Here is a 21,648-nt window from a genome sequence, read left to right as displayed (position 1 = left end):
CTTACTTCTCCTCGTCCGAGAGAACGGTGTGCGCGGGGCGCTCGGTGGTGGGGCGGGTGTGGGTGACGGCGGGCTCGTTGCCGCCGAGCAGCAGGTACAGGACGGCCATCCGGATGGAGACGCCGTTGGCGACCTGCTCGACGACCGTGCAGCGGTCGGAGTCGGCGACCTCGGCGGTGATCTCCATGCCGCGGACCATCGGGCCGGGGTGCATCACGATGGCGTGCTCGGGCATCCGCGCCATGCGCTCGCCGTCGAGGCCGTAGCGCCGCGAGTACTCCCGCTCGGTGGGGAAGAACGCGGCGTTCATGCGCTCCCGCTGTACGCGCAGCATCATCACGGCGTCCGACTTGGGCAGCACCCGGTCGAGGTCGTACGACACCTCGCACGGCCACTGCTCGACGCCCACCGGGACCAGGGTGGGCGGCGCGACCAGGGTGACGTCGGCGCCGAGGGTGTGCAGCAGGTCGACGTTCGAGCGGGCGACGCGGCTGTGCAGGATGTCGCCGACGATCGTGACGCGCTTGCCTGCCAGGTCCTGGCCGAGCCCGGTGTCCCGGCCGACCAGGCGGCGGCGCATGGTGAAGGCGTCGAGGAGGGCCTGGGTGGGGTGCTGGTGAGTGCCGTCGCCCGCGTTGATGACGGCCGCGTCGATCCAGCCGGAGTTCGCGAGCGTGTACGGGGCACCGGAGGCGCCGTGGCGGATGACGACCGCGTCGACGCCCATGGCCTCCAGGGTCTGGGCGGTGTCCTTCAGGGACTCGCCCTTGGAGACGCTCGACCCCTTGGCGGTGAAGTTGATGACGTCGGCGGAGAGGCGCTTCTCGGCGGCCTCGAAGGAGATCCGGGTCCGGGTCGAGTCCTCGAAGAAGAGGTTGACGACGGTGCGGCCGCGCAGGGTCGGCAGCTTCTTGATCGGCCGGTCGGCGACGCGGGCCATCTCCTCCGCGGTGTCGAGGATGAGAACGGCGTCGTCGCGGGTGAGGTCGGCGGCCGAGATGAGGTGTCGCATCATCTGGTGGGCTCCGTAAGGGAATTCAGGTGTGCGGGTGCCCGGGTGCGGGTGTCCCCCGCGGGGCACGGCGGGCATGCGGGCGCGCGTCAGCTCGCGCACGGACCAGGGGCCACGGGGGCCGGGCCGTGCGGTAAGGAGCTAGCGCTCGCCGGCCGGAGCGGTCGGCTTGGCACCGAGCAGCACGGCGTCGCGGCCGTCCTCCTCGGCGAGCTGGACCTTGACCGTCTCCCGCAGCGACGTCGGGAGGTTCTTGCCGACGTAGTCGGCGCGGATGGGCAGTTCCCGGTGGCCGCGGTCGACGAGAACGGCGAGCTGCACCGCGCGCGGGCGGCCGATGTCGTTCAGGGCGTCGAGGGCGGCACGGATGGTGCGGCCGGAGAAGAGCACGTCGTCGACGAGGACGACGAGGCGGCCGTCGATGCCGTCACCGGGGATCTCGGTGCGGGCGAGGGCGCGCGGCGGGTGCATCCGCAGGTCGTCGCGGTACATCGTGATGTCGAGGGAGCCGACCGGGATCTTGCGGCCGGTGATCTCCTCGAGCTTCGCGGCGAGCCGCTGGGCGAGGAAGACACCCCGAGTGGGAATGCCGAGCAGGACCACGTCCTCCGCGCCCTTGGCGCGCTCGACGATTTCGTGGGCGATACGGGTCAACACCCGTGCGATGTCCGGGCCTTCGAGAACGGGCCGCGCGACATCGGAGTCATGCGTGTCCATGTAAAACGGACCTCCTTCTCCGCCTCACGGGACGGACCTTAAAGGACGTCTAAATTGCGCCAACTGCGTCTTCTACGGTACCAGCAACGGCAACGCGGGCCGTCACCACCCCCACGGAAGGGGCCCTCGGACTCATTCGGCTTGACGCAGCCAAGTAACGCTGCGTAACCTCACAGTGAGTCACCAGCAGCGCGGCGGAGCCGCACGTTGTCACAGCGTCCGGGGAGCTATATGTCCAGCGAATACGCCAAACAGCTCGGGGCCAAGCTCCGCGCCATCCGCACCCAGCAGGGCCTTTCCCTCCACGGAGTCGAGGAGAAGTCCCAGGGTCGCTGGAAGGCGGTCGTGGTCGGGTCGTACGAGCGCGGCGACCGTGCCGTGACCGTGCAGCGCCTTGCCGAGCTGGCGGACTTCTACGGCGTTCCGGTGCAGGAACTCCTCCCGGGCACCCCGCCCGGCGGTGCCGCCGAGCCCCCGCCCAAGCTGGTCCTGGACCTGGAGCGGCTGGCCCACGTCCCGGCCGAGAAGGCGGGTCCCCTGCAGCGTTACGCCGCCACGATCCAGTCCCAGCGCGGCGACTACAACGGCAAGGTCCTCTCCATCCGCCAGGACGACCTGCGCACCCTCGCCGTCATCTACGACCAGTCGCCCTCGGTGCTCACCGAGCAGCTCATCAGCTGGGGCGTTCTCGACGCCGACGCGCGCCGCGCCGTGGCCCACGAAGAGGTCTGATTCTCCCAAGGGAGAGTTGAGCAGAAACGTGCCGCCGGGGTGGCCGGAACCGATTGGGTTCCGGCCACCCCGGCGGCTTTTTCGTGTGCTGCCCCGGAACCGCCGGCGCCGCCAATGACGGGCGGCGGACGAAAAAACCTGCCGGGCCGGAAAGAGAAACCCCGTAGGGCCCGCAGCCAAACGGCTGCGGGCCCTACGGGGTCCGAGAAAAGCGGCAGCAGCCTACTCTGCCCGGCGAAGACTCGGCTTCAGCTCCTTGAAGCGGCCGAGCAGCCCATTGATGAAGGCCGGCGACTCGTCCGTGGAGAATTCCTTGGCGAGCTGGACGGCCTCGTCCAGAACGACCGCGTCGGGCGTTCCGTCGACCCAGACGAGCTCGTACGTGCCGAGGCGCAGGATGTTGCGGTCGACGACGGGCATCCGGTCGAGCGTCCATCCGACGGCGTACTGCGAGATCAGCTCGTCGATGCGGGAAGCGTGCTTCTCGTATCCCTCGACGAGCTCCATCGTGTACTCGCTGACCGGCGGCTGCCGGGTGTCGGAGCGCGCGTGGCGCACCCAGTCCGCGAGGACCGTCAGGACGTCTGCACCGCGCTGGTCGGCCTCGAAGAGGATCTGGAAGGCGCGCTTGCGGGCCGTGTTACGGGCGGCCACGGTTAGCTGTTCACCCGGCCGAGGTAGCCGCTGTCACGGGTGTCGACCTTGATCTTCTCGCCCGTGGTGATGAAGAGCGGGACCTGGATCTGGTGGCCGGTCTCCAGGGTGGCGGGCTTGGTGCCGCCGGTGGAGCGGTCACCCTGGACGCCCGGCTCGGTCTCCGCGATGGTCAGCTCGACGGCGGCGGGCAGCTCGACGAAGAGGACCTCGCCCTCGTGCTGCGCGACGGTGGCGGTGAAGCCCTCGATCAGGAAGTTCGCGGCGTCACCGACGGCCTTGCGGTCGATGTGCAGCTGGTCGTAGGTCTCCATGTCCATGAAGACGAAGTAGTCGCCGTCCATGTAGGAGAACTGCATGTCGCGCTTGTCGATCGTGGCCGTGTCGACCTTGACGCCGGCGTTGAACGTCTTGTCGACAACCTTGCCGGAGAGCACGTTCTTGAGCTTGGTGCGCACGAAGGCCGGGCCCTTGCCGGGCTTGACGTGCTGGAACTCGACGACGGACCAGAGCTGGCCGCCTTCGAGCTTGAGCACCAGGCCGTTCTTGAGGTCGTTCGTGGAAGCCACGGTTGCGGAATCTCCTGGACTGACGTGGACGACGCCGGGGCACGCGCCGCGGTGGGTACCGCTAGAGCGCGAGCAGCTCCTTGGTCGTAATGGTGAGTAGCTCGGGTCCGCCGTCCGCTTCGCAGCGGACGACGAGCGTGTCATCGATCCGGACCCCGCCCCGGCCCGGGAGGTGGACCCCCGGTTCGACGGTGACCGGCACGCAAGCGTCCAGTTTACCCATGGCTGCGGGCGCCAACTGCGGGTCCTCGTCGATTTCGAGTCCGACGCCGTGTCCGGTGAGCGGAGGAAGGCCGTCCGCGTAGCCCGCCGCGTCGAGTACGTGGCGTGCCGCGCGGTCCACGTCACGGCAGGCAGCGCCCGGCACCAGGGCCTCGCGACCGGCCCGCTGAGCGGCGAAGACGAGGTCGTACAGCTCGATCTGCCAGTCCGCGGGCGAGGTGCCGATGACGAACGTGCGGCCGATCTCGCTGCGGTAGCCCCGATAGCAGGATCCCAGGCAGACGGAGAGGAAGTCGCCCTCCTCGACCCGCCGGTCGGTGGGGCGGTGGCCGCCGCGGCCCGAGTTCGGACCGGTGGCGACGGAGGTCGGGAACGCCGGTCCGTCGGCTCCGTGGTCCACGAGGCGGCGCTCCAGTTCCAGCGCGAGGTGCCGCTCGGTGCGCCCCACCAGGATCGACTCAAGGAGCTCCCCCAGCGCCTGGTCGGCGATCTCGGCGGCGATCCGCAGGCAGGAGATCTCCTCCTCGTCCTTCACCAGCCGCAGTTGCTCCACACCCTGCCCGAGGTCCGTCAGGCGCACCCCCGGCGCGACGGAGGCCAGCGCGTGATGACGTGCGACGGTGAGGTGGTGCTCCTCCACGGCCAGCGTCTCGGCCCCCTGCGCCGCGGCCTGCCCCGCCCCCACGACGGCCGGGTCGCCCCCCGGAGCCGCCAGGACGTGCGTCCGCAGCCCCGCGTCGGCCAGCTCCGTCCCCGGCTCCTCCCCCGGCGGCCGCCCGCACACCAGCACGTCCTCGGTCCGCCCGAGCAGCAGCACGGCCCCGCTGGGCGCCGTGCCCGCGAGATAACGCACATTGGCGGGCCGCGACACCAGCGCGGCCGCGCTCCCACCCCCCGCACAGCGCTCCCTGAGCCGCTCCCTGCGCGCGGCGTACACCTCTGACATGGGGCGAGCCTATGAGCGCGGAGGGGGCGCGGCCGGTTCAGCGCGTCCGGATGGGGCTTGCCCGCCGCACGGGCGCCCCGTGTGGCCGGGGCCGGGCCCCGTCAGGGGCGCGGGGAACTGCGCGCTCAGCGCGCGAAAAGCCGCAGACGCGTCTGCCGAGATCCCGGCAGATGCGACTGCGGCTTTTGTTGTGGCTGGTCGCGCAGTTCCCCGCGCCCTTTACGGGGCACAGGTCGGCCTCGCGCTCAGGTGTCGCAGCCGACGCCGTCGCCGTCGCGGTCGAGGTGGCGGCCGTAGCCCGGCTCGCCGCGTCGCACGGGTGCCGCGCCCGCTGCGCGGGCCGCCGCGCAGTTCTCGTAGTAGACGGCCCCGCCGCCGGAACCGTCGTCGCCGGAACCACCCGGCTCGTCGTCGCCCGAGCCGCTGTCCGGGGGCCGCACCGTGACGGTTGCCTTCACCGTCTTCGTCGTGCGCACCGTGACGGTGTCCGCCGGTTCGGGCTCGGCCTTCTCCGTCCTGGCCTTGGGGGTCGCCGTCGCGGTCGCGGTGACCGTGGACCGTGCGGCGGCCTCCGTGGACTTCTTGTCGCCCTCGGACTCATTGCCGCTGGCGCCCGCTCCGATGCCGATCAGGAACGCGACGGCGAGAGCGGGGATCACGAAGCGCTTTCGCGCCCACTTGGGCGCGGTGCGGGGTGTGCCGGGTGGTGTGACGTGCGGAGTGGTCATCTCGTCCCCCGAGGACTGATACCGCTGGGCCCCGACCGTAGCGCCGGGGCGTCCGGCGCGTAAGAGCTTTGGGGGTGGGGGCGACCTACTCGTGACGCGTGAACCGCACGGCTGAGGCGGCTGAGGCGGCTGAGGCGGCTGAGGCCACCGCTACCGCGCCGTCTGCCGTCACGCGCGCCCCGACGCCCTCACCACTGCGGCGGGCTCGCGATCGCCCGCGCCAGGACGTCGTCCAGGAGGCGGGCCGTGGCCGGGACGTCGAGCTGGGAGTTGTCGATGATCGGCAGCCCCGAGCCGTACCACCCGGCCATGCGGCCGTGGATGCGGGCCACCTCTTCGTCCGTGAGACGACGGTTCCCGCTGCGCTGGGCGTTGCGCTCCAGGACGACCTCGAGGCCGGGGAGCAGGACGACGGGCAGCAGGCCGGGGCCGACGTGCCGCTTCCAGCCGCCGAGGCCGACGACGGGCCGGTCGGGGAAAACGGCGTCGTCGAGGATGCAAGAGATGCCGTTGGCCAGGAAGTTCCGCGCGGCGAAGCCGCAGGTGCGGCGGGCCAGGCGGTACTGCGCCTCGGAGTGGTCGTTCCACCCCGACTGGGGGTCGGCGAAGCCCGAGCGCACCCACTCGCGTACGTCGTCGAGGCTGATGTGGGACGTCGGCACGCGCCGGTGCTCGGCCCAGAACTTCGCCACGCTGGTCTTGCCCGCGCCAGCGGGGCCGATGAGCAGCACCGCGAGGGTGGTGGAGCCGGTGTCGGCCCGGGCTGTGCCGGGCGGCGGGCTCGGCATGGCGACGGGGCCGCCGGGCGGGAGCTGGATGTGGCCGGTGGTGTCACGGGCGGGCGGGGCGGCCGCGGGTGCATGGTGCGAGGCGGGGCCGGGGCCGGGGTGGCCGGTCTGGGCGTGCGTGGGGGCCGAGGGGTGCGGGGCCTGGCCCGGGGCGTGCGACGTCGGCCCGGGGGCGTGCGGTCCCGGGCCGGGAGCGTGCGGGGCTGGTCCGGGGGCATGTGGAGCCGGTACGGGGGCCTGCGGGGCCGGTCCCGGAGCGTGCGACGTCGGCCCGGGAGCATGTGGGGCCGGTCCTGGAGCCTGCGGCGCTGACCCCGGGGCGTGCGAGCCAGGTCCGGGACCCTGCGGTGCCGGTCCAGGAGCGTGCGGTGCCGGTCCGCCTCCGTGTGGGTTCCCCGGAGCATGCGGAGCGGGTCCATGGCCGTGCGGAGCCGCCGGTGCCTGCGGCGCCCCCGCCGCGTGAGAAGCAACTGGCACGTGTGCAGCACCCGGCACGTGCGAGGCACCCGGTGCCTGCTGCGATCCCGGCGCGAGCGAGCCACCCGGCACATGTGACGCCCCCGGCGCAGCCGACGCCCCGGGCACATGCGGCGGCGGAGACCCCGGACCCGCACCCGGCGGCGGCCCGCTCGGGTGGTGTGCGGCCGGGGACCAGCCGGTGGCCGGTCCGTGCCCCGGCTGAGGGGGCGGCGGCAGCGGAGACCCCACTGCGTGCTGCATCCGGTGCCACTCCGTCTCGTACGACTGCTGGTGCGGGCGGCAGCCGGGGCCACCCTTACCGAACGGTACCGTCCCCGGCCGATGTTGTGTGAACGGCCGGGGCGGCCGAGAAGTGCCCATGGCTGGTTCAGTCCGCCCCGAACGGGGCGGACCGCGCGGTCAGTCGGCGACTTCCCCGTACGCGGCGAGCAGCACCGCCGGGTCCGGGCCCTCCAGGACGGTGGGCTTGGCGAGGCCGTCGAGGACAATGAAGCGCAGCAGGTCACCGCGGGACTTCTTGTCGACCTTCATGGTCTCCAGGAGCTTGGGCCACTGGTCGTAGCGGTAGCTCAGCGGGAGCCCCACGGACTCCAGGACGGTGCGGTGGCGGTCCGCGGTCGCGTCGTCAAGGCGGCCCGCCAGGCGGCCGAGTTCGGCCGCGAAGTGCATGCCGACGGCGACGGCGGCACCGTGCCGCCACTTGTAGCGCTCGTTCTTCTCGATGGCGTGCGCCAGCGTGTGCCCGTAGTTGAGGATCTCGCGCAGGCCGGACTCCTTGAGGTCGCCGGAGACGACCTCGGCCTTGACCTTGATGGAGCGCTCGATCAGCTCGGAGGTGTGCGGCCCGGCGGGCGTACGGGCGGCCTCCGGGTCGGCCTCGATGAGGTCGAGGATGGCCGGATCCGCGATGAAGCCCGCCTTGATGATCTCAGCGAGCCCGGAGACGTAGTCGTGCACCGGCAGCGAGTCGAGCGCCGCCAGGTCGCAGAGCACGCCCGCGGGCGGGTGGAAGGCGCCCACCAGGTTCTTGCCCTCGGCGGTGTTGATGCCGGTCTTGCCGCCGACGGCCGCGTCCACCATGGCGAGCACGGTCGTCGGCACGGCGACCCACCGGACCCCGCGCAGCCAGGTCGCGGCCACGAATCCGGCCAGGTCTGTGGTGGCACCGCCGCCGACGCCCACGATCACGTCGGTGCGCGTGAAGCCGGACTGGCCGAGCGCCTTCCAGCAGTACGCGGCGACCTCGGCGGTCTTGGCCTCCTCGGCGTTGGGCACCTGCACGGCCACGGCCTCGTAGCCCTGGTCGGCCAGGTCCTGGCGCAGCGCGTCGCCGGTCTCGGCCAGCGACTCGGGGTGGATCACGGCGACCCGCTTGACGGTGTCGCCGATCAGGGCGCCGAGTTCACCGAGGAGCTGCCGCCCGACGAGCACCTCGTACGGCTCGGTGCCCGCCGTGCCGCCGACGTGGATCCGCGTCACTGCCTCGCTCATGCTTCCTTCAACTCCAGTGCGTCGAGGACCGCTTCCGCGACCTCTTCGGGGGTGCGGTCGTCCGTGGCGACGACGGCACGGGCGACTTCTTCGTACAGATGGCGGCGCGCGTCCATCAGCTCGCGCCACTGCTTGCGCGGGTTGACGAGGAGCAGCGGGCGGGCGGCGTTGAGGCCGACCCGGCGTACCGCCTCCTCGACGTCCATCGCGAGGTAGACCACGGGCAGCCCCCGCAGCAGCGCGCGGGTGCCCTCGTCGAGGATCGCGCCGCCGCCGAGGGCGAGGACGCCGTCGTGGTCGGCGACGGCGGCCCGCACCGCCGCGCGCTCGCGCTCGCGGAAGTACGGCTCGCCCTCGTCGAGGAAGAGGTCGGCGATCTCACGGCCCTCGCCGGCCACGATGTCGGCGTCGGTGTCCCGGTAGGCCACGCCGAGCCGGTCGGCGAGGAGCGCGCCGACGGTCGACTTGCCCGAGCCCATGGGGCCCACGAGCACCACGCGCGGCCCGGTCCCCGATCCGGTCGCGGCGGCCGTCACCGGATCTGGAGGTGGTCGAGGTACGACCGCACGTTGCGGCGGGTCTCGGGCACGCTGTCGCCGCCGAACTTCTCGGCGACAGCGTCCGCGAGCACCAGCGCCACCATGGCCTCGGCCACGATCCCCGCGGCGGGCACGGCGCAGACGTCGGAGCGCTGGTGGTGCGCCTTGGCCGCCTCGCCGGTGGCCACGTCGATGGTCGCGAGGGCGCGCGGCACGGTCGCGATGGGCTTCATCGCGGCGCGCACCCGCAGCAGCTCACCGGTGGTGAGGCCGCCCTCGGTACCGCCGGAGCGGCCGGTGGCGCGCTTGACGCCGTCGGCGGTGGCGATGATCTCGTCGTGCGCCTGCGAGCCCGGCACCCGCGCCAGGTCGAAGCCGTCGCCGACCTCGACGCCCTTGATCGCCTGAATGCCCATGAGCGCACCCGCGAGCCGCGCGTCCAGACGCCGGTCCCAGTGCACGTGCGAGCCGAGGCCCACCGGCACCTCGTACGCGAGCACCTCGACCACACCGCCCAGGGTGTCGCCGTCCTTGTGGGCCTGGTCGATCTCCGCGACCATCGCCTTCGACGCGTCGGCGTCGAGGCAGCGCACGGGGTCGGCGTCGAGCTTCTCCACGTCGGCGGGGGTCGGGTAGACGCCGTAGGGGGCCTTGGCCGCGGCCAGCTCCACCACGTGGCTGACGATCTCGATCCCGGCCGTCTCCTTCAGGTAGGAGCGGGCGACCGCGCCGAGGGCCACGCGGGCCGCGGTCTCGCGGGCGGAGGCGCGCTCCAGGATCGGCCGGGCCTCCTCGAAGCCGTACTTCTGCATGCCCGCGAGATCGGCGTGGCCGGGCCGGGGGCGGGTCAGCGGGGCGTTGCGGGCCAGTTCGGCGAGCACGGCGGGGTCGACCGGGTCGGCCGACATGACCTGCTCCCACTTGGGCCACTCGGTGTTGCCCACCATGACCGCGACGGGCGAGCCCATGGTCAGGCCGTGCCGGACGCCGCCGATGAACGTGACCTCGTCGCGCTCGAACTTCATGCGGGCGCCGCGCCCATAGCCCAGGCGCCGCCGGGCGAGATGGTCCGCCACCATGTCCGTGGTGATCGGGACGCCGGCCGGAAGGCCCTCCAGCGTCGCCACCAGTGCGGGTCCGTGCGACTCCCCCGCGGTCAGCCAGCGCAACCTGCTCAACGGTGCTCCTCATGCTCGCGCCTGAAACTGCTTGTCGGCGCGACCGGATGCGCGGCCCTGGCCCGCCACCCCGATCCTCCCACGTCCGGGATGTGACCCGGCGCCCGGTCCAGCAGACGGACGCCGGAACGGACGGCGGTTCCTCGCGGCGGCGGCCGTCAGCGCTCCGCGAGCGCCCGCTCCCCCGCCTTGCGCATCGCGTCCAGGGGCCCGGGCGTCCGCCCCGTCATCTGCTCGACCTGAAGCACCGCCTGGTGCACCAGCAGGTCGAGGCCGCTCACGACGGCGCCGCCGTACGCCGACCAGCGGGCCGCGAGCGTCGTGGGCCACGGGTCGTACAGCACGTCGAAGAGCGTGGTGGCCCGCTCCGGCACGGCGTGGGACAGCGCGTCCGTGGCGCCCGCCGGGGTGGTGGCGATGACCAGCGGGGCGTGCAGGGCCCGCTCGGCGTCCGCCCAGTCGGCGGTGCGCACGTCGACGTCGAGCCGCGCGCCCCACTGCCGCATCTCGGCGGCGCGGGCCTCGCTGCGTACGTACGCGACGACCTCGCCGGTGCAGATCCGGGCGAGCGCGGCGAGCGCGGAGGACGCGGTGGCGCCCGCGCCGAGGATCGCGGCGGACTCGACCTGCTCGATGCCGCGCTCCCGCAGGGCGGCGACCATGCCGGGGATGTCGGTGTTGTCGCCGACCTTCCTGCCGTCCTGCGTGCACACGACGGTGTTCACGGCCTCGACGGACGCCGCCGTCTCACTGACCTCGTCGAGCAGCGGCGTGATCGCCCGCTTCAACGGCATCGTCAGCGAAAGACCCGCCCATTCGGGACCGAGCTTCCCGATGAACGCGGGCAGCGCCGCCTCGTCGATCTCGAAGCGGTCGTACGACCAGTCGGTGAGACCGAGTTCGGCGTAGGCGGCGCGGTGCAGCACCGGGGAGAGAGAGTGGGCGATGGGAGAGCCGAGCACGGCCGCTCGGCGCTGCTGCGCGCTCATTGACCCTTCTGTTCCTTGAGGTTCTGCTCGTACTTCTCGCGGTTCCGGTTGTGCTCTTCGTTCGTCTCCGAGAAGAGCGTCTCGTCCGCGCTGACGGACACGAAGTAGTACCAGTTGCCCGTGGCCGGCTTGAGCGCGGACTTGATCGCGACCTCACCGGGGTTGCCGATCGGTCCGGGCGGCAGGCCATTGATCTTGTAGGTGTTGTACGGGTCTTTCAGCTTGCGGAGCTCGTCGACGGAGCCGATGGCCAGCTTGGACTGGCCCTTCATGTAATTGACCGTCGAGTCGAAGTCCAGCAGGCCGTAGGTCTCGGTGTTGCCGGGCTTGAGGCGGTTGTAGACGACCGTCGCGACCTTCTCGAAGTCGTGCTTGTACTTGCCCTCGGCCTGCACGAGGCTCGCCACCGTGACGACCTGGAGCGGGTTCTTCAGGCCCAGTTCCGAGGCCTGCGCCTCGACGCCCATCGCGTCGTACTTGGCGGTGGCTTCGGCCACCATCTTCCGCAGTACTTCCTTGGGCTTCTGCCCCTTGGCGACCGGATAGCTGGAGGGGTAGAGGAATCCCTCCAGGGGGTCCTTGACCTCGCTGGTCATGTTCGCCGAGGCCCACTTCGGCAGGCCCAGACTCTTCCATTCGTCGTGGGCGACGGCCTTCGTGGTGCCCTTGTCGAGTTCCAGTCGTTCATCGATCTGCTGGTACACCCATGCATTCCGCTTGCCTTCCGGAATGATGAGGTTGTTACGGCTCTTCGGACTGAGCATCAATTCGACGGCGGACGCGGCCGACATCTGTTTCTTCAGGTTGTAGACGCCCGCTTGGATTTTCTGTCCGTCGGGGTTCTTTCCCTGTGCGGAGACGAATGCGTCGACGCTCTTGACGACTCCGGCCGCCTTGAGCTTGTTGCCGATGTCGTAGCCGCCGGAGCCCTTGTCGATGGTGACGATGACACCGGACGACGTACCGTCGCCCGAATAGTCCGGCGCCGTGCCGAAACGATCCTGGTAGAACTGGTAGCCGAAGTAGCCGATGCCGCCGAGGCCACCGGCGAAGACCAGGGTCACGACCAGGCAGGCGCAACCGCTGCGGCGTTTCTTGGGTTTCTTGCCGCCGCGCCCGCGCCGGTCGCCGCGACCGCCGCCGCGCCCCGCTTCGCTGTCGTCCTCGTCCTCGTCGGCGCCGTCCGCGAAGAAGGCGTGTTCGCCCTGGTCGGGTCCGGGGTCCCAGTCGGTCTCCGGTTCCGGTTCGGGTGCGGGGCGCCGGCGTCCCGGCGGCTCGGGCGGCGGGTAGGCCTCCGGCGTGCCGTAGTAGTCGGGGCGCTCCTCGGCGTAGGGCCCGGGCTGCCCGCCGTAGGGGTCCGCCGGGTCACCGCCGTACGGGACGTGTCCGTGCTGCCCGGTGTCCCAGCCGCCGTCGCCGGGCTGGCCGCCCCCGCCGTACTGCGCCTGGGCGGGTGCGTAGCCCTGCTGGTCGTACCCCTGTTGGCCGTGGCCGTAGGCCTGCTGCTGGCCGGTGTTCCAGTCGCCGTACGGAGCCTGCTGCTGGGGGTGCTGGGCCTGCTGGGGATGCGGCTGCTGGTACTGCCCTTGCTGCGGGTGGGGCTGGTGGTGCGACTGCTGGGGGTGCTGCTGGTGGGGCTGCTGAGGGTGGTACTGCTCCTGGCCGCCGTAGGGGGACGCGGCGTCGGCCTGCTGTCCTCCCCATCCGCCGTCCCCGTACAACGGGTCCTCGGGATGCCACGGTTCGGAGCCTGGGCCCCGGCCATACTCAGTCATCGATCCCCTACGAGCCGCGAGGCGGGGGCCGCCGGCTGGATGTCAGGGCAACCGTTCCGCCTCTTGATGCTGTGCGGCAGCTGTTCGAACGCCGCCGCATCGCGCGGAACGTTACCGTATCGCGATCAGATGACCACTTCGACGCCCTCGCCGGGGGCCTTGCCTGACGCCCGTTCGGACTCCAATGCCTGCTGGAGGATCACGACGGCCGCCGCCTGATCGATGACAGACCTGCCCTTTTTGGACTTCACGCCGGAGGCGCGCAGGCTCTGGCTGGCCGTCACTGTGGTCATCCTCTCGTCCACGAGTCTCACCGGAACGGGCGCAATCCCGGCGGCGAGCTCCTGGGCGAAGCCGCGGACCTTCACGGCGGCCGGGCCCTCGCCCCCCTTGAGGGAGCGAGGGAGTCCGACGACGACCTCGATCGGCTCGTACTCCTCGACGAGTTGCCGCAAGCGCCGGTGGGCGGCCGGGACGTCACGTCCCGGCACGGTCTCCACCGGGGTGGCGAGGATCCCGTCGGGGTCGCACGAGGCGACCCCGATCCGGGCGTCCCCGACGTCGATCGCGAGCCTGCGCCCGCGACGGATGCCTTCGGTCATCGGGGCGGGCCTCAGGCCGTCTCGGTGACGAGGCGCTCGACGGCGGCGATGGCGTCGCCGATGGCGGCCGCGTTCTGGCCGCCGCCCTGGGCGACGTCCGGCTTGCCGCCGCCTCCGCCGCCGAGGGTCTTGGCGGCGGTGCGGACCAGGTCACCGGCCTTGAGGCCGCGCTCGCGGGCGGCTTCGTTGGTGGCGATGACCGTGAGGGGCTTGCCGTTGGCCGAGGTGAACAGAGCGACCACGGCCGGGCGGTCGCCCGGGATGCGGCCGCGTACGTCGAGGACCAACTTGCGCAGGTCATCGGCGCCGGTGCCGTCCGGGACCTGGCCGGTGACCAGGGCGACGCCGCGCACGTCCTTGGCGCCCTGGGCGAGACCGGCGGCGGCCTGGAGGACCTTCTCCGCGCGGAACTTCTCGATCTCCTTCTCGGCGTCCTTCAGCTTGGCGAGCATGCCGGAGATCTTCTCGGGCAGCTCCTCCGGACGGCCCTTGACCAGCTCCTGGAGCTGGGCGACGACCGTGTGCTCCTTGGCCAGGAAGTTGTACGCGTCGACGCCGACGAGGGCCTCGATGCGGCGCACGCCCGAGCCGATGGAGGACTCGCCGAGCAGCTTGACCAGGCCGAGCTGGGCGGTGTTGTGCACGTGGGTGCCGCCGCACAGCTCCTTGGAGAAGTCGCCGATGGTCACGACACGCACGCGCTCGCCGTACTTCTCGCCGAACTCGGCGATGGCGCCCTGCTTCTTGGCGTCGTCGATCGACATGACCTCGGCCTGGACGTCCAGCTCCCGGGCGAGTACTTCGTTGATCTTCTGCTCGACGTCCGTCATCACGGCCGTGGGCACGGCGGACGGCGAGCCGAAGTCGAAGCGGAAGCGGCCGGGCTGGTTCTCCGAACCGGCCTGGGCGGCCGTCGGGCCGAGCGCGTCGCGCAGCGCCTGGTGGGTGAGGTGCGTGGCGGAGTGGGCGCGGGCGATGGCGCGGCGGCGGTGGGAGTCGATCGAGGCCCACACCGGGGCGCCGACGGTGATCTCGCCGACCTGCACGACGCCCTTGTGGACGTGCACGCCCGGCACCGGCTTCTGGACGTCGCGGATCTCGACGACGGCGCCGCTGTCCAGGCGGATGCGGCCGGTGTCGCCGATCTGGCCGCCGCCCTCGGCGTAGAACGGGGTGCGGTCGAGGACGATCTCGACCTCGTCGCCCTCGGTGGCCGCGGGCGAGGACACGCCGTCGACGAGGAGGCCGACGATCACGGCCTCGTTCTCGGTGGCCGTGTAGCCGGTGAAGTCCGTGGCACCGGCGTTGTCGGCGATCTCGCGGTAGGCGCCGAGGTCGGCGTGGCCGGTCTTCTTGGCCTGGGCGTCGGCCTTGGCGCGCTCCCGCTGCTCCTTCATCAGGCGCCGGAAACCGTCCTCGTCCACGGTCAGGCCCTGCTCGGCGGCCATCTCGAGGGTGAGGTCGATCGGGAAGCCCCAGGTGTCGTGGAGCAGGAACGCCTTGTCGCCGGGCAGCACGGTGGAACCGGCGGCCTTGGTCTCGGTGACGGCGGTGTCGAGGATGTTCGTGCCGCCTTTGAGGGCCTTGAGGAAGGCGGCCTCTTCAGCGAGGGCGACGGTCTCGATGCGCTTGCGCTCGGTGAGGAGCTCCGGGTACTGCTCGCCCATGGTCTTGATGACCGTGTCGACCAGTTCGGCGACGACCGGTCCGGAGGCGCCGAGCAGGCGCATGTTGCGGATGGCGCGGCGCATGATGCGGCGCAGCACGTAGCCGCGGCCCTCGTTGCCGGGCGTGACGCCGTCGCCGATGAGCATCACGGACGTGCGCATGTGGTCGGCGACCACGCGCAGCGAGACGTCCGAGCCGTGCTCGGCGCCGTAGCGCACGCCGGTCAGCTCGGTGGCCTTGTCCATGACGACCTGCAGGGTGTCGGTCTCGTACATGTTCTGTACGCCCTGGAGGATCATGGCGAGGCGTTCCAGGCCGAGGCCCGTGTCGATGTTCTTCGACGGCAGGTCGCCGAGGATCGGGAAGTCCTCCTTGCCCGTGCCCGCGCCGCGCTCGAACTGCATGAAGACCAGGTTCCAGATCTCCACGTAGCGCTCGTCGTTGACGGCCGGGCCGCCCTCCTCGCCGAACTCGGGGCCGCGGTCGTAGTTGATCTCCGAGCACGGGCCGCAGGGGCCGGGGACGCCCATGGACCAGAAGTTCGGGCCCATGCCCAGGCGCTGGATGCGCTCGGCGGGGACGCCGATGACGTCGCGCCAGATGCGCTCGGCCTCGTCGTCCTCCTTGTAGACCGTGATCCAGAGCTTCTCCGGGTCCAGGGCGTAACCGCCCTTGTCCTGGGGCGCGGTGAGCAGCTCCCAGGCGAGCTTGATGGCGCCTTCCTTGAAGTAGTCGCCGAAGGAGAAGTTGCCGCACATCTGGAAGAACGTGCCGTGCCGGGTGGTCTTGCCGACCTCTTCGATGTCGGGCGTGCGCACGCACTTCTGCACGCTGGTGACCCGGGGGGCGGGCGGCTTGGCCTCGCCGAGGAAGTAGGGCTTGAAGGGGACCATGCCCGCGGGAACGAGGAGCAGCGTCGGGTCGTCTGCGATCAGCGACGCCGACGGCACGACCTTGTGCCCACGCTCCTCGAAGAAGCTCAGCCAGCGGCGGCGGATTTCAGCCGACTCCATCAGTGGTCCTCATTCCGGTTGTACGAGTACGTCGTGTCCGTCGCGTCCGTCGTGTTCGCGAGGGACTTGGGGTGCTTCTTCGTGGCGGGCTGGACGAGCGCGATGCGACGCTGGGCGGGCAGCTCGGGGTCGACCGGGGCGTTCACGCCGAGGGCGTCGCCCAGCTCGGCCTCGCGCTCGGCCATGCCGTCGCGGACGTCGAGCGCGAAGTCCTTGAGCCGGTGGCCCGCTTCGAGCGCCTTGTCGGCGGCCCGGGCGGCGAGGCTCTCCGGCGTGAGCTGCTTCAGCTTGCGGTTGACCTTGGTGGTGGCCCATACACCGGCGGCAGCGCCCGCGGTGAACCAGAACGTACGTCGGAACATCGCTGCGTCAGTCCTTCTTCCGCTTGCCCCGCCGTGCGGACGGGAGGGTGCGGCCCACGATCACCGTACGACGGGACGGCTTGGCGGGCACTTCCTTACGACTGAGCGCCCGGCGCACTCCGTAGCCGAACGCCGCCACCTTGACCAGCGGGCCACCGAAGGTGGAGGCCACGGTCGTGGACAGCGCCGACGCGTTCGACGTCACTTCCTGGACGTCCGTGGCGATGGCGTCGACCCGGTCGATCTGGGTCTGCGCCGAGCGCACCGCCGTCGAGGCGTCCGCGAGCAGCGGGACCGCCTGTTCGGTCACGTCCGCGACGAGCTTGGTGGTCGCCCTGAGCGTCTGCGCCAGCCTCGCCAGCGCCACGGCCAGGAAGGACACCAGAATCGCCCAGAAGACGGCCACCAGGATCCCGGCCACCTCTCCACCGGACACTGGGCACCGCTCCCTGAGACATCGCCCTGGATTCCTCGTGGATCCCAAGGTCGTCGAACGTCGAAAAGTCGTCCTCCGACCCTATCGCGCCGGGGCCCCGGCTCCGTACCGCATTACCGCACGCGGCACTTGGGCGCGGCAGTACGCGCAAGCCCGGGCGAACCGATTGTACGGAATGCTTACGTCTGAGTACGCTCCGTACCCCATGCGACGCTCTCAGCGCCCCGACGACCGTCGGAACGACTCCGCCCGCGCCCGCGGCTGCCCGCCTGTCGCGGGGAACCTCCCGGCCGAGCTGACCGCCTTCTTCGGGCGCACCGCCGAACTGGCGGCGCTGCCCGCGGCCTTGGCCTCGGCCCGCCTGGTGACCGTGACGGGCGTCGGCGGCGTGGGCAAGTCGCGGCTGGCGGCGCGGGTGGCGGCGGCGGTCGGGCCGCGGGACGGGGCCTGGCTGGTGGAGCTGGCGGGGGTGCGTGACCCGCACCTGGTGGAGCACGCCGTGGCCAGCGCGCTGGAGCTGACGGACCACACCAGGCGCTCGCCCCGGCAGGTGCTGCTCGACCGGCTCGCGGGGCGTGAACTGCTCCTCGTCGTCGACGGGTTCGAGCACCTGGTGGACGCGACGGCGTCGCTGGTGCAGGATCTGCTGCTGCGCTGCCCCGGTCTGCGGGTGCTCGCGGCGGGCCGCAGGCCGCTCGGCACGGCCGGTGAGCGGGTGCTGCCGCTGGCACCGATGCCGGAGCCGGACGCGACCGCGCTGTTCACCGACCGGGCGGCGGCCTGCCTGCCGGGCTTCGCGCCGGACGGGCGCGACCTCGACGACGTGCGGGAGCTGTGCCGCCGCCTCGACGGCATCCCGCTCGCCCTGGAACTGGCGGCGGGGCGGCTGCGGGTCCTTTCGCCGGGGCAGCTCCTGGCCCGCCTGGACGACCGGTTCCGGCTGCTCGCCGGTACCCGGCGCGATGTGCCGCCGCGGCACCAGACGCTGCGGACGGCGATCGGCTGGAGCCACGAGCTGTGCACGGCGCGGGAGCGGCTGCTGTGGGCGCGGCTCTCCGTCTTCTCCGGGCCGTTCGACCTGGAGTCGGTCGAGTACGTGTGCAGCGGGGACGGGCTGCACGCCGACGACGTCCTGGACGTGCTCGACGAGCTGCTGGCGCAGTCGGTGGTGTCCCGTGAGGAGAGCCCGACCGGGGTGCGCTACCGGATGCTCGACACGGTCCGGGCGTACGGCTCGGAGTGGCTGGAGGCGGCCGGCGACGCGGCGCGGATGCGGCGTCGGCACCGCGACTGGTACATGGGGCTCGCCACGTGGTGCGAGCTGGACTGGTTCTCGCCCCGGCAGACGGAGGTGGCCACGCTCGTCGAGTGCGAGCTGCCCAATCTGCGCACCGCCCTGGAGTTCTGTCTGACCGAGCCGGACGAGACGCACCTGGGCCAGTACCTGGCGGGCACGCTGTGGTTCTGCTGGGTCGGCTGCGGGCGCCTCGCGGAGGGCAGGCACTGGCTGGAGCGGGCCGTCGAGCTGGACGGCGCGCACGAGGAGTCGCGGCTGAAGGCGCTGTGGGTGCTCGGGTACGTGGCGATCCTGCAGGGCGACACGGTGCCCGCGCTGTGCGCGCTCCAGGAGTGCCAGGACACGGCGGAGCGCACCGGCAGCGCGGTCGCGGCCGCGTACGCGGTGCACCGCATGGGCTGTCTGGCGCTGGTCACGGACGACATGCCGCGCGCGGAGCGGCTGCTGCGCACGGCGCTCGATCAGTACCGGCGGATCGGGGAGCTGAACAGCAACGTCCTGATGGGTCAGGTCGAGCTGGCGATGGCGCTGGCCTTCCAGGGGGCGCTCGGGGACGCGGTGGAGCTGTGCGAGGACGCGCGGCAGGTCTGCGAGGACCACGGGGAGCGCTGGGCGCTGGCGTATGCCCTGTACGTCCTCGGCTACGCGGCCTGGACGCACGGCGAGCACGGGCGGGCGCGGGACCTGGTCACCCGGTGTCTGGACCTGGACCACGCCTTCCACGACCTGCTCGGCACGGTGCTGGCGGTCGAGTTGCTCGCGCTGTTCACGGTGGCGGAGGGCGACGCGACGGAGGCGGCGGTGCTGCAGGGGGCGGCGGCGCGGATCTGGCCGTCGGTGGGGCTGCCGCTGTTCGGCTCGGAGCACTTCGGCGGGCCGCACGCGCTGTGCGAGACCCAGGCGCGGGAGCGGCTCGGCGACGAGCGGTACGAGGCGTGTGTGCGGGCGGGCGCCGAGCTGAGCCCCGACGTGGCGGTCTCGCGGGCGCTGCGCCGCCAGCACGCGGAGGCGACGGGGGCGTGCCGGCCGGGCCTCGGTGAGCCGCCCGCGCCGTCGGGGGCCCCGGAAACGCGCGAACCCGCTGTCTCCCCGACCACGCGGGGCGGGGAGACAGCGGGCTGAAGCAGGTGAGGCTACGTCCGGATCAGCGGGCGTAGTACTCGACGACGAGCTGCTCGTCGCAGATCACGGGGATCTCCTTGCGGTTCGGCTCGCGGTCCAGGCGGAAGGCCAGGGCCTTCAGGTTCACCTGGAGGTAGCGCGGGGTCTCGCCGTCGGCGGCGAAGCCACCCTCACGGGCGACCTCGAACAGCGGCTTCTGACGGCTGCGCTCGCGGACCATGACGACGTCGTCCGGCTTGACGCGGAACGACGGCTTGTCGACCTTGTGGCCGTTGACCTCGATGTGGCCGTGCACGACCATCTGGCGGGCCTGGTAGATGGTGCGGGCGATGCCCGAACGCAGCACCAGGGCGTCGAGACGACGCTCCAGCTCGATGATCAGGGCCTCACCGGTCTTGCCCTGGATCTTGGAGGCACGCTCGTAGGCGCGGACGAGCTGACGCTCGGACACGTCGTACTGCGCACGCAGCCGCTGCTTCTCGAGCAGACGGACCTTGTAGTCCGAGTTCTGCTTGCGGCCACGGCCGTGCTCGCCCGGCGGGTAGGGGCGGGCCTCGAAGTACTTGACGGCCTTCGGGGTCAGCGCGATGCCAAGAGCACGCGACTTCTTGACCTTGGGGCGGGACTGGTTCGGCATGAACCAAACACCTCTGTTTTCTGTACGGATTCGGCTTCACCAGGGTTAGGGGAGGTCACATCCGCAGCCGGGGAAACCCGATGGGTCCGGTCGGACTCACCTGGCAGCCGCTCCCTGGTCTGGGCACTATGTGCAGCACGCGAGTGGCCCACCGACCGTTTCCCGGGATCCGGGAGGGTGGTGGGCTGCCCGCGACACCTTCGACGGTGCGCGACGCTCCTGGAACTCCCTGCCCGGGGGCGGGGGCTCCGGCTGGATGTCCCGTTCTGGTGGTGCCGGTACGAGACCGGACACGGGACGCAGCGCTCCGGGAATTGTACAGGCCGGTCAGGACCGCTTGCGACCGAGGTGCTTCCTGGTCCACTCGACGGCGTCGGCGTACCGGGCCTCGGCGCCGTGCCGGGTGGGGGTGTAGTACTCGCGGCCCCGCAGGGCCTCCGGGGCGTACTCCTGGGCGGCGATGCCCTCGGGCAGGTCGTGCGGATACACATAGCCCTGGGCGTGCCCCAGCTTGGCCGCGCCCTTGTAGTGGCCGTCGCGCAGGTGCGGCGGGACAGGGCCCGCGTGGCCCTTGCGGACGTCTTCGAGGGCGGCGCCGATGGCCGTGGTCGCGGCATTCGACTTCGGGGCCAGGGCGAGGGCGATGGTGGCGTGGCTGAGGGTCAGGGCCGCCTCCGGGAAGCCGATCATCGCGACGGCCTGGGCGGCGGCGACAGCGGTGGGCAGGGCCGTGGGGTCGGCGAGGCCGATGTCCTCGCTGGCCGAGATCATCAGGCGGCGGGCGATGAAGCGGGGGTCCTCGCCCGCCTCGATCATGCGGGCCAGATAGTGCAGGGCGGCGTCCACGTCGGAGCCGCGGATGGACTTGATGAGGGCGCTCGCGACGTCGTAGTGCTGGTCGCCGGCGCGGTCGTACTTCACGGCCGCGCGGTCGACCGACTCCTCCAGGGTCTGGAGCGTGAGCTCCTTCTCGCCCTTGGCGAGGGCCGAGCCCGCGCCCGCTTCGAGGGCGGTGAGCGCGCGGCGGGCGTCGCCGCCCGCGATCCGCAGGATGTGGTCCTCGGCCTCGGCGGGCAGGGTGACGGCGCCGCCCAGGCCGCGCTCCTCGGTGAGGGCGCGCTTGAGCAGGCCGCGCAGGTCGTCGTCCGTGAGCGGTTCGAGGGTGAGCAGCAGGGAGCGGGACAGGAGCGGGGAGATCACGGAGAAGTACGGGTTCTCCGTCGTCGCCGCGATCAGCGTCACCCAGCGGTTCTCGACGGCGGGCAGCAGGGAGTCCTGCTGGGCCTTGCTGAAGCGGTGGATCTCGTCGAGGAAGAGGACGGTCTCCTTGCCGTGGCCGCCGAGGGCGCGGCGGGCGCCGTCGATGACCGCGCGAACTTCCTTGACGCCCGCGGTGATCGCGGAGAGCTCCACGAAGCGCTTGTTCGTCGCCTTGGAGACGACGTACGCCAGGGTGGTCTTGCCGATGCCTGGCGGGCCCCAGAGGAACACCGACGATGCTCCGGCGGGGCCGCCACCGCCTTCGACAAGTCGGCGCAACGGCGATCCGGGCCGGAGCAGATGCTGCTGGCCGACGACTTCGTCGAGGGTGCGCGGGCGCATCCGGACGGCCAGGGGGCTGCTGGACGGGTCCTTCTCCTGGCGGTCTTCGGCTGCGGCGGTGAACAGGTCGGGCTCCACGTCGAAAACCC

The 21,648-nt window shown here is 71.8% G+C and carries 20 protein-coding genes; 2 read left to right on the top strand and 18 right to left on the bottom strand.

All coding sequences use genetic code 11. The annotated features are described in order from the left end of the window. Position 1: 1 nt before the first annotated feature. Complete coding sequence (locus tag IE274_RS32875; RefSeq protein ID WP_190119582.1) at positions 2-1,015, bottom strand: aspartate carbamoyltransferase catalytic subunit; 1,014 nt, start codon at positions 1,013-1,015, stop codon at positions 2-4. A gap of 138 nt (positions 1,016-1,153) precedes the next feature. After that, on the bottom strand, positions 1,154-1,729 hold the full coding sequence (gene pyrR / locus IE274_RS32870; protein ID WP_190119581.1) for a bifunctional pyr operon transcriptional regulator/uracil phosphoribosyltransferase PyrR: 576 nt from the start codon (positions 1,727-1,729) through the stop codon (positions 1,154-1,156). 231 nt (positions 1,730-1,960) lie between these two features. On the opposite strand from pyrR, the gene bldD reads away from it, so the two are divergent. After that, positions 1,961-2,461, top strand: a complete 501-nt coding sequence (gene bldD, locus IE274_RS32865; RefSeq protein ID WP_016638847.1) for a transcriptional regulator BldD — start codon at positions 1,961-1,963, stop codon at positions 2,459-2,461. A 222-nt stretch (positions 2,462-2,683) separates the two neighbouring features. Here the strand turns inward: bldD and nusB are convergent, their stop codons facing one another. The 14 genes from nusB to IE274_RS32795 all read right to left on the bottom strand — a co-directional run bounded on the left by nusB (position 2,684) and on the right by IE274_RS32795 (position 16,901). After that, complete coding sequence (nusB, locus tag IE274_RS32860) at positions 2,684-3,115, bottom strand: transcription antitermination factor NusB (protein ID WP_190119580.1); 432 nt, start codon at positions 3,113-3,115, stop codon at positions 2,684-2,686. Positions 3,116-3,117: 2 nt separating this feature from the next. Next, on the bottom strand, positions 3,118-3,684 hold the full coding sequence (gene efp, locus IE274_RS32855) for an elongation factor P (RefSeq protein ID WP_190119579.1): 567 nt from the start codon (positions 3,682-3,684) through the stop codon (positions 3,118-3,120). A 61-nt stretch (positions 3,685-3,745) separates the two neighbouring features. Further along, positions 3,746-4,852 (bottom strand): aminopeptidase P family protein, encoded by a 1,107-nt coding sequence (locus IE274_RS32850; protein WP_190119578.1) that lies wholly within the window; start codon positions 4,850-4,852, stop codon positions 3,746-3,748. Between the two features lie 245 nt (positions 4,853-5,097). Beyond that, complete coding sequence (locus tag IE274_RS32845; protein WP_190119577.1) at positions 5,098-5,580, bottom strand: excalibur calcium-binding domain-containing protein; 483 nt, start codon at positions 5,578-5,580, stop codon at positions 5,098-5,100. A 188-nt stretch (positions 5,581-5,768) separates the two neighbouring features. Further along, positions 5,769-6,845 carry an AAA family ATPase gene (locus IE274_RS32840; protein ID WP_190119576.1) on the bottom strand — a complete coding sequence of 359 codons (1,077 nt, stop codon included), beginning with the start codon at positions 6,843-6,845 and terminating at the stop codon, positions 5,769-5,771. A gap of 402 nt (positions 6,846-7,247) precedes the next feature. Then, positions 7,248-8,339, bottom strand: a complete 1,092-nt coding sequence (gene aroB / locus IE274_RS32835; protein WP_190119575.1) for a 3-dehydroquinate synthase — start codon at positions 8,337-8,339, stop codon at positions 7,248-7,250. Further along, positions 8,336-8,818 carry a shikimate kinase gene (locus IE274_RS32830; protein WP_190119639.1) on the bottom strand — a complete coding sequence of 161 codons (483 nt, stop codon included), beginning with the start codon at positions 8,816-8,818 and terminating at the stop codon, positions 8,336-8,338. The genes aroB and IE274_RS32830 overlap by 4 nt, the downstream gene beginning before the upstream one ends. Before the next feature lie 53 nt (positions 8,819-8,871). Next, positions 8,872-10,056: a chorismate synthase gene (aroC, locus tag IE274_RS32825; protein WP_190119574.1), complete on the bottom strand. Its 1,185-nt coding sequence runs from the start codon at positions 10,054-10,056 to the stop codon at positions 8,872-8,874. Between the two features lie 158 nt (positions 10,057-10,214). Further along, positions 10,215-11,045, bottom strand: a complete 831-nt coding sequence (locus IE274_RS32820; protein ID WP_190119573.1) for a shikimate dehydrogenase — start codon at positions 11,043-11,045, stop codon at positions 10,215-10,217. Further along, on the bottom strand, positions 11,042-12,820 hold the full coding sequence (mltG, locus tag IE274_RS32815) for an endolytic transglycosylase MltG (protein ID WP_190119572.1): 1,779 nt from the start codon (positions 12,818-12,820) through the stop codon (positions 11,042-11,044). The genes IE274_RS32820 and mltG overlap by 4 nt, the downstream gene beginning before the upstream one ends. A 125-nt stretch (positions 12,821-12,945) precedes the next feature. Continuing rightward, complete coding sequence (ruvX, locus tag IE274_RS32810) at positions 12,946-13,410, bottom strand: Holliday junction resolvase RuvX (protein WP_190119638.1); 465 nt, start codon at positions 13,408-13,410, stop codon at positions 12,946-12,948. Positions 13,411-13,433: 23 nt separating this feature from the next. Continuing rightward, entirely contained in the window at positions 13,434-16,103 is a 2,670-nt protein-coding gene (gene alaS, locus IE274_RS32805) for an alanine--tRNA ligase (RefSeq protein ID WP_190119571.1), read from the bottom strand. After that, positions 16,103-16,465, bottom strand: coding sequence for a DUF6167 family protein (locus IE274_RS32800; protein ID WP_190119570.1), 363 nt, complete (start codon positions 16,463-16,465; stop codon positions 16,103-16,105). The genes alaS and IE274_RS32800 overlap by 1 nt, the downstream gene beginning before the upstream one ends. 7 nt (positions 16,466-16,472) lie before the next feature. After that, positions 16,473-16,901, bottom strand: coding sequence for a DUF948 domain-containing protein (locus tag IE274_RS32795; protein WP_030360489.1), 429 nt, complete (start codon positions 16,899-16,901; stop codon positions 16,473-16,475). A 205-nt stretch (positions 16,902-17,106) separates the two neighbouring features. Between IE274_RS32795 and IE274_RS32790 the strand changes: the two genes are divergently transcribed. Beyond that, positions 17,107-19,320, top strand: a complete 2,214-nt coding sequence (locus IE274_RS32790; protein WP_229909965.1) for an ATP-binding protein — start codon at positions 17,107-17,109, stop codon at positions 19,318-19,320. Positions 19,321-19,342: 22 nt separating this feature from the next. Here IE274_RS32790 and rpsD read toward each other — a convergent pair whose 3' ends face one another. Next, positions 19,343-19,957 (bottom strand): 30S ribosomal protein S4, encoded by a 615-nt coding sequence (gene rpsD / locus IE274_RS32785; RefSeq protein ID WP_189734907.1) that lies wholly within the window; start codon positions 19,955-19,957, stop codon positions 19,343-19,345. Positions 19,958-20,284: 327 nt separating this feature from the next. Beyond that, positions 20,285-21,637, bottom strand: a complete 1,353-nt coding sequence (locus IE274_RS32780; protein ID WP_190119569.1) for a replication-associated recombination protein A — start codon at positions 21,635-21,637, stop codon at positions 20,285-20,287. Positions 21,638-21,648 lie beyond the last annotated feature (11 nt).

Origin of the sequence: Streptomyces flavofungini (genome assembly GCF_014650815.1) — a bacterium.
Lineage (GTDB): Bacteria > Actinomycetota > Actinomycetes > Streptomycetales > Streptomycetaceae > Streptomyces > Streptomyces flavofungini.
The sequence above is the reverse complement of the archived record's forward strand: the minus strand, read 5'-3'. Positions and strand labels throughout refer to the sequence as shown.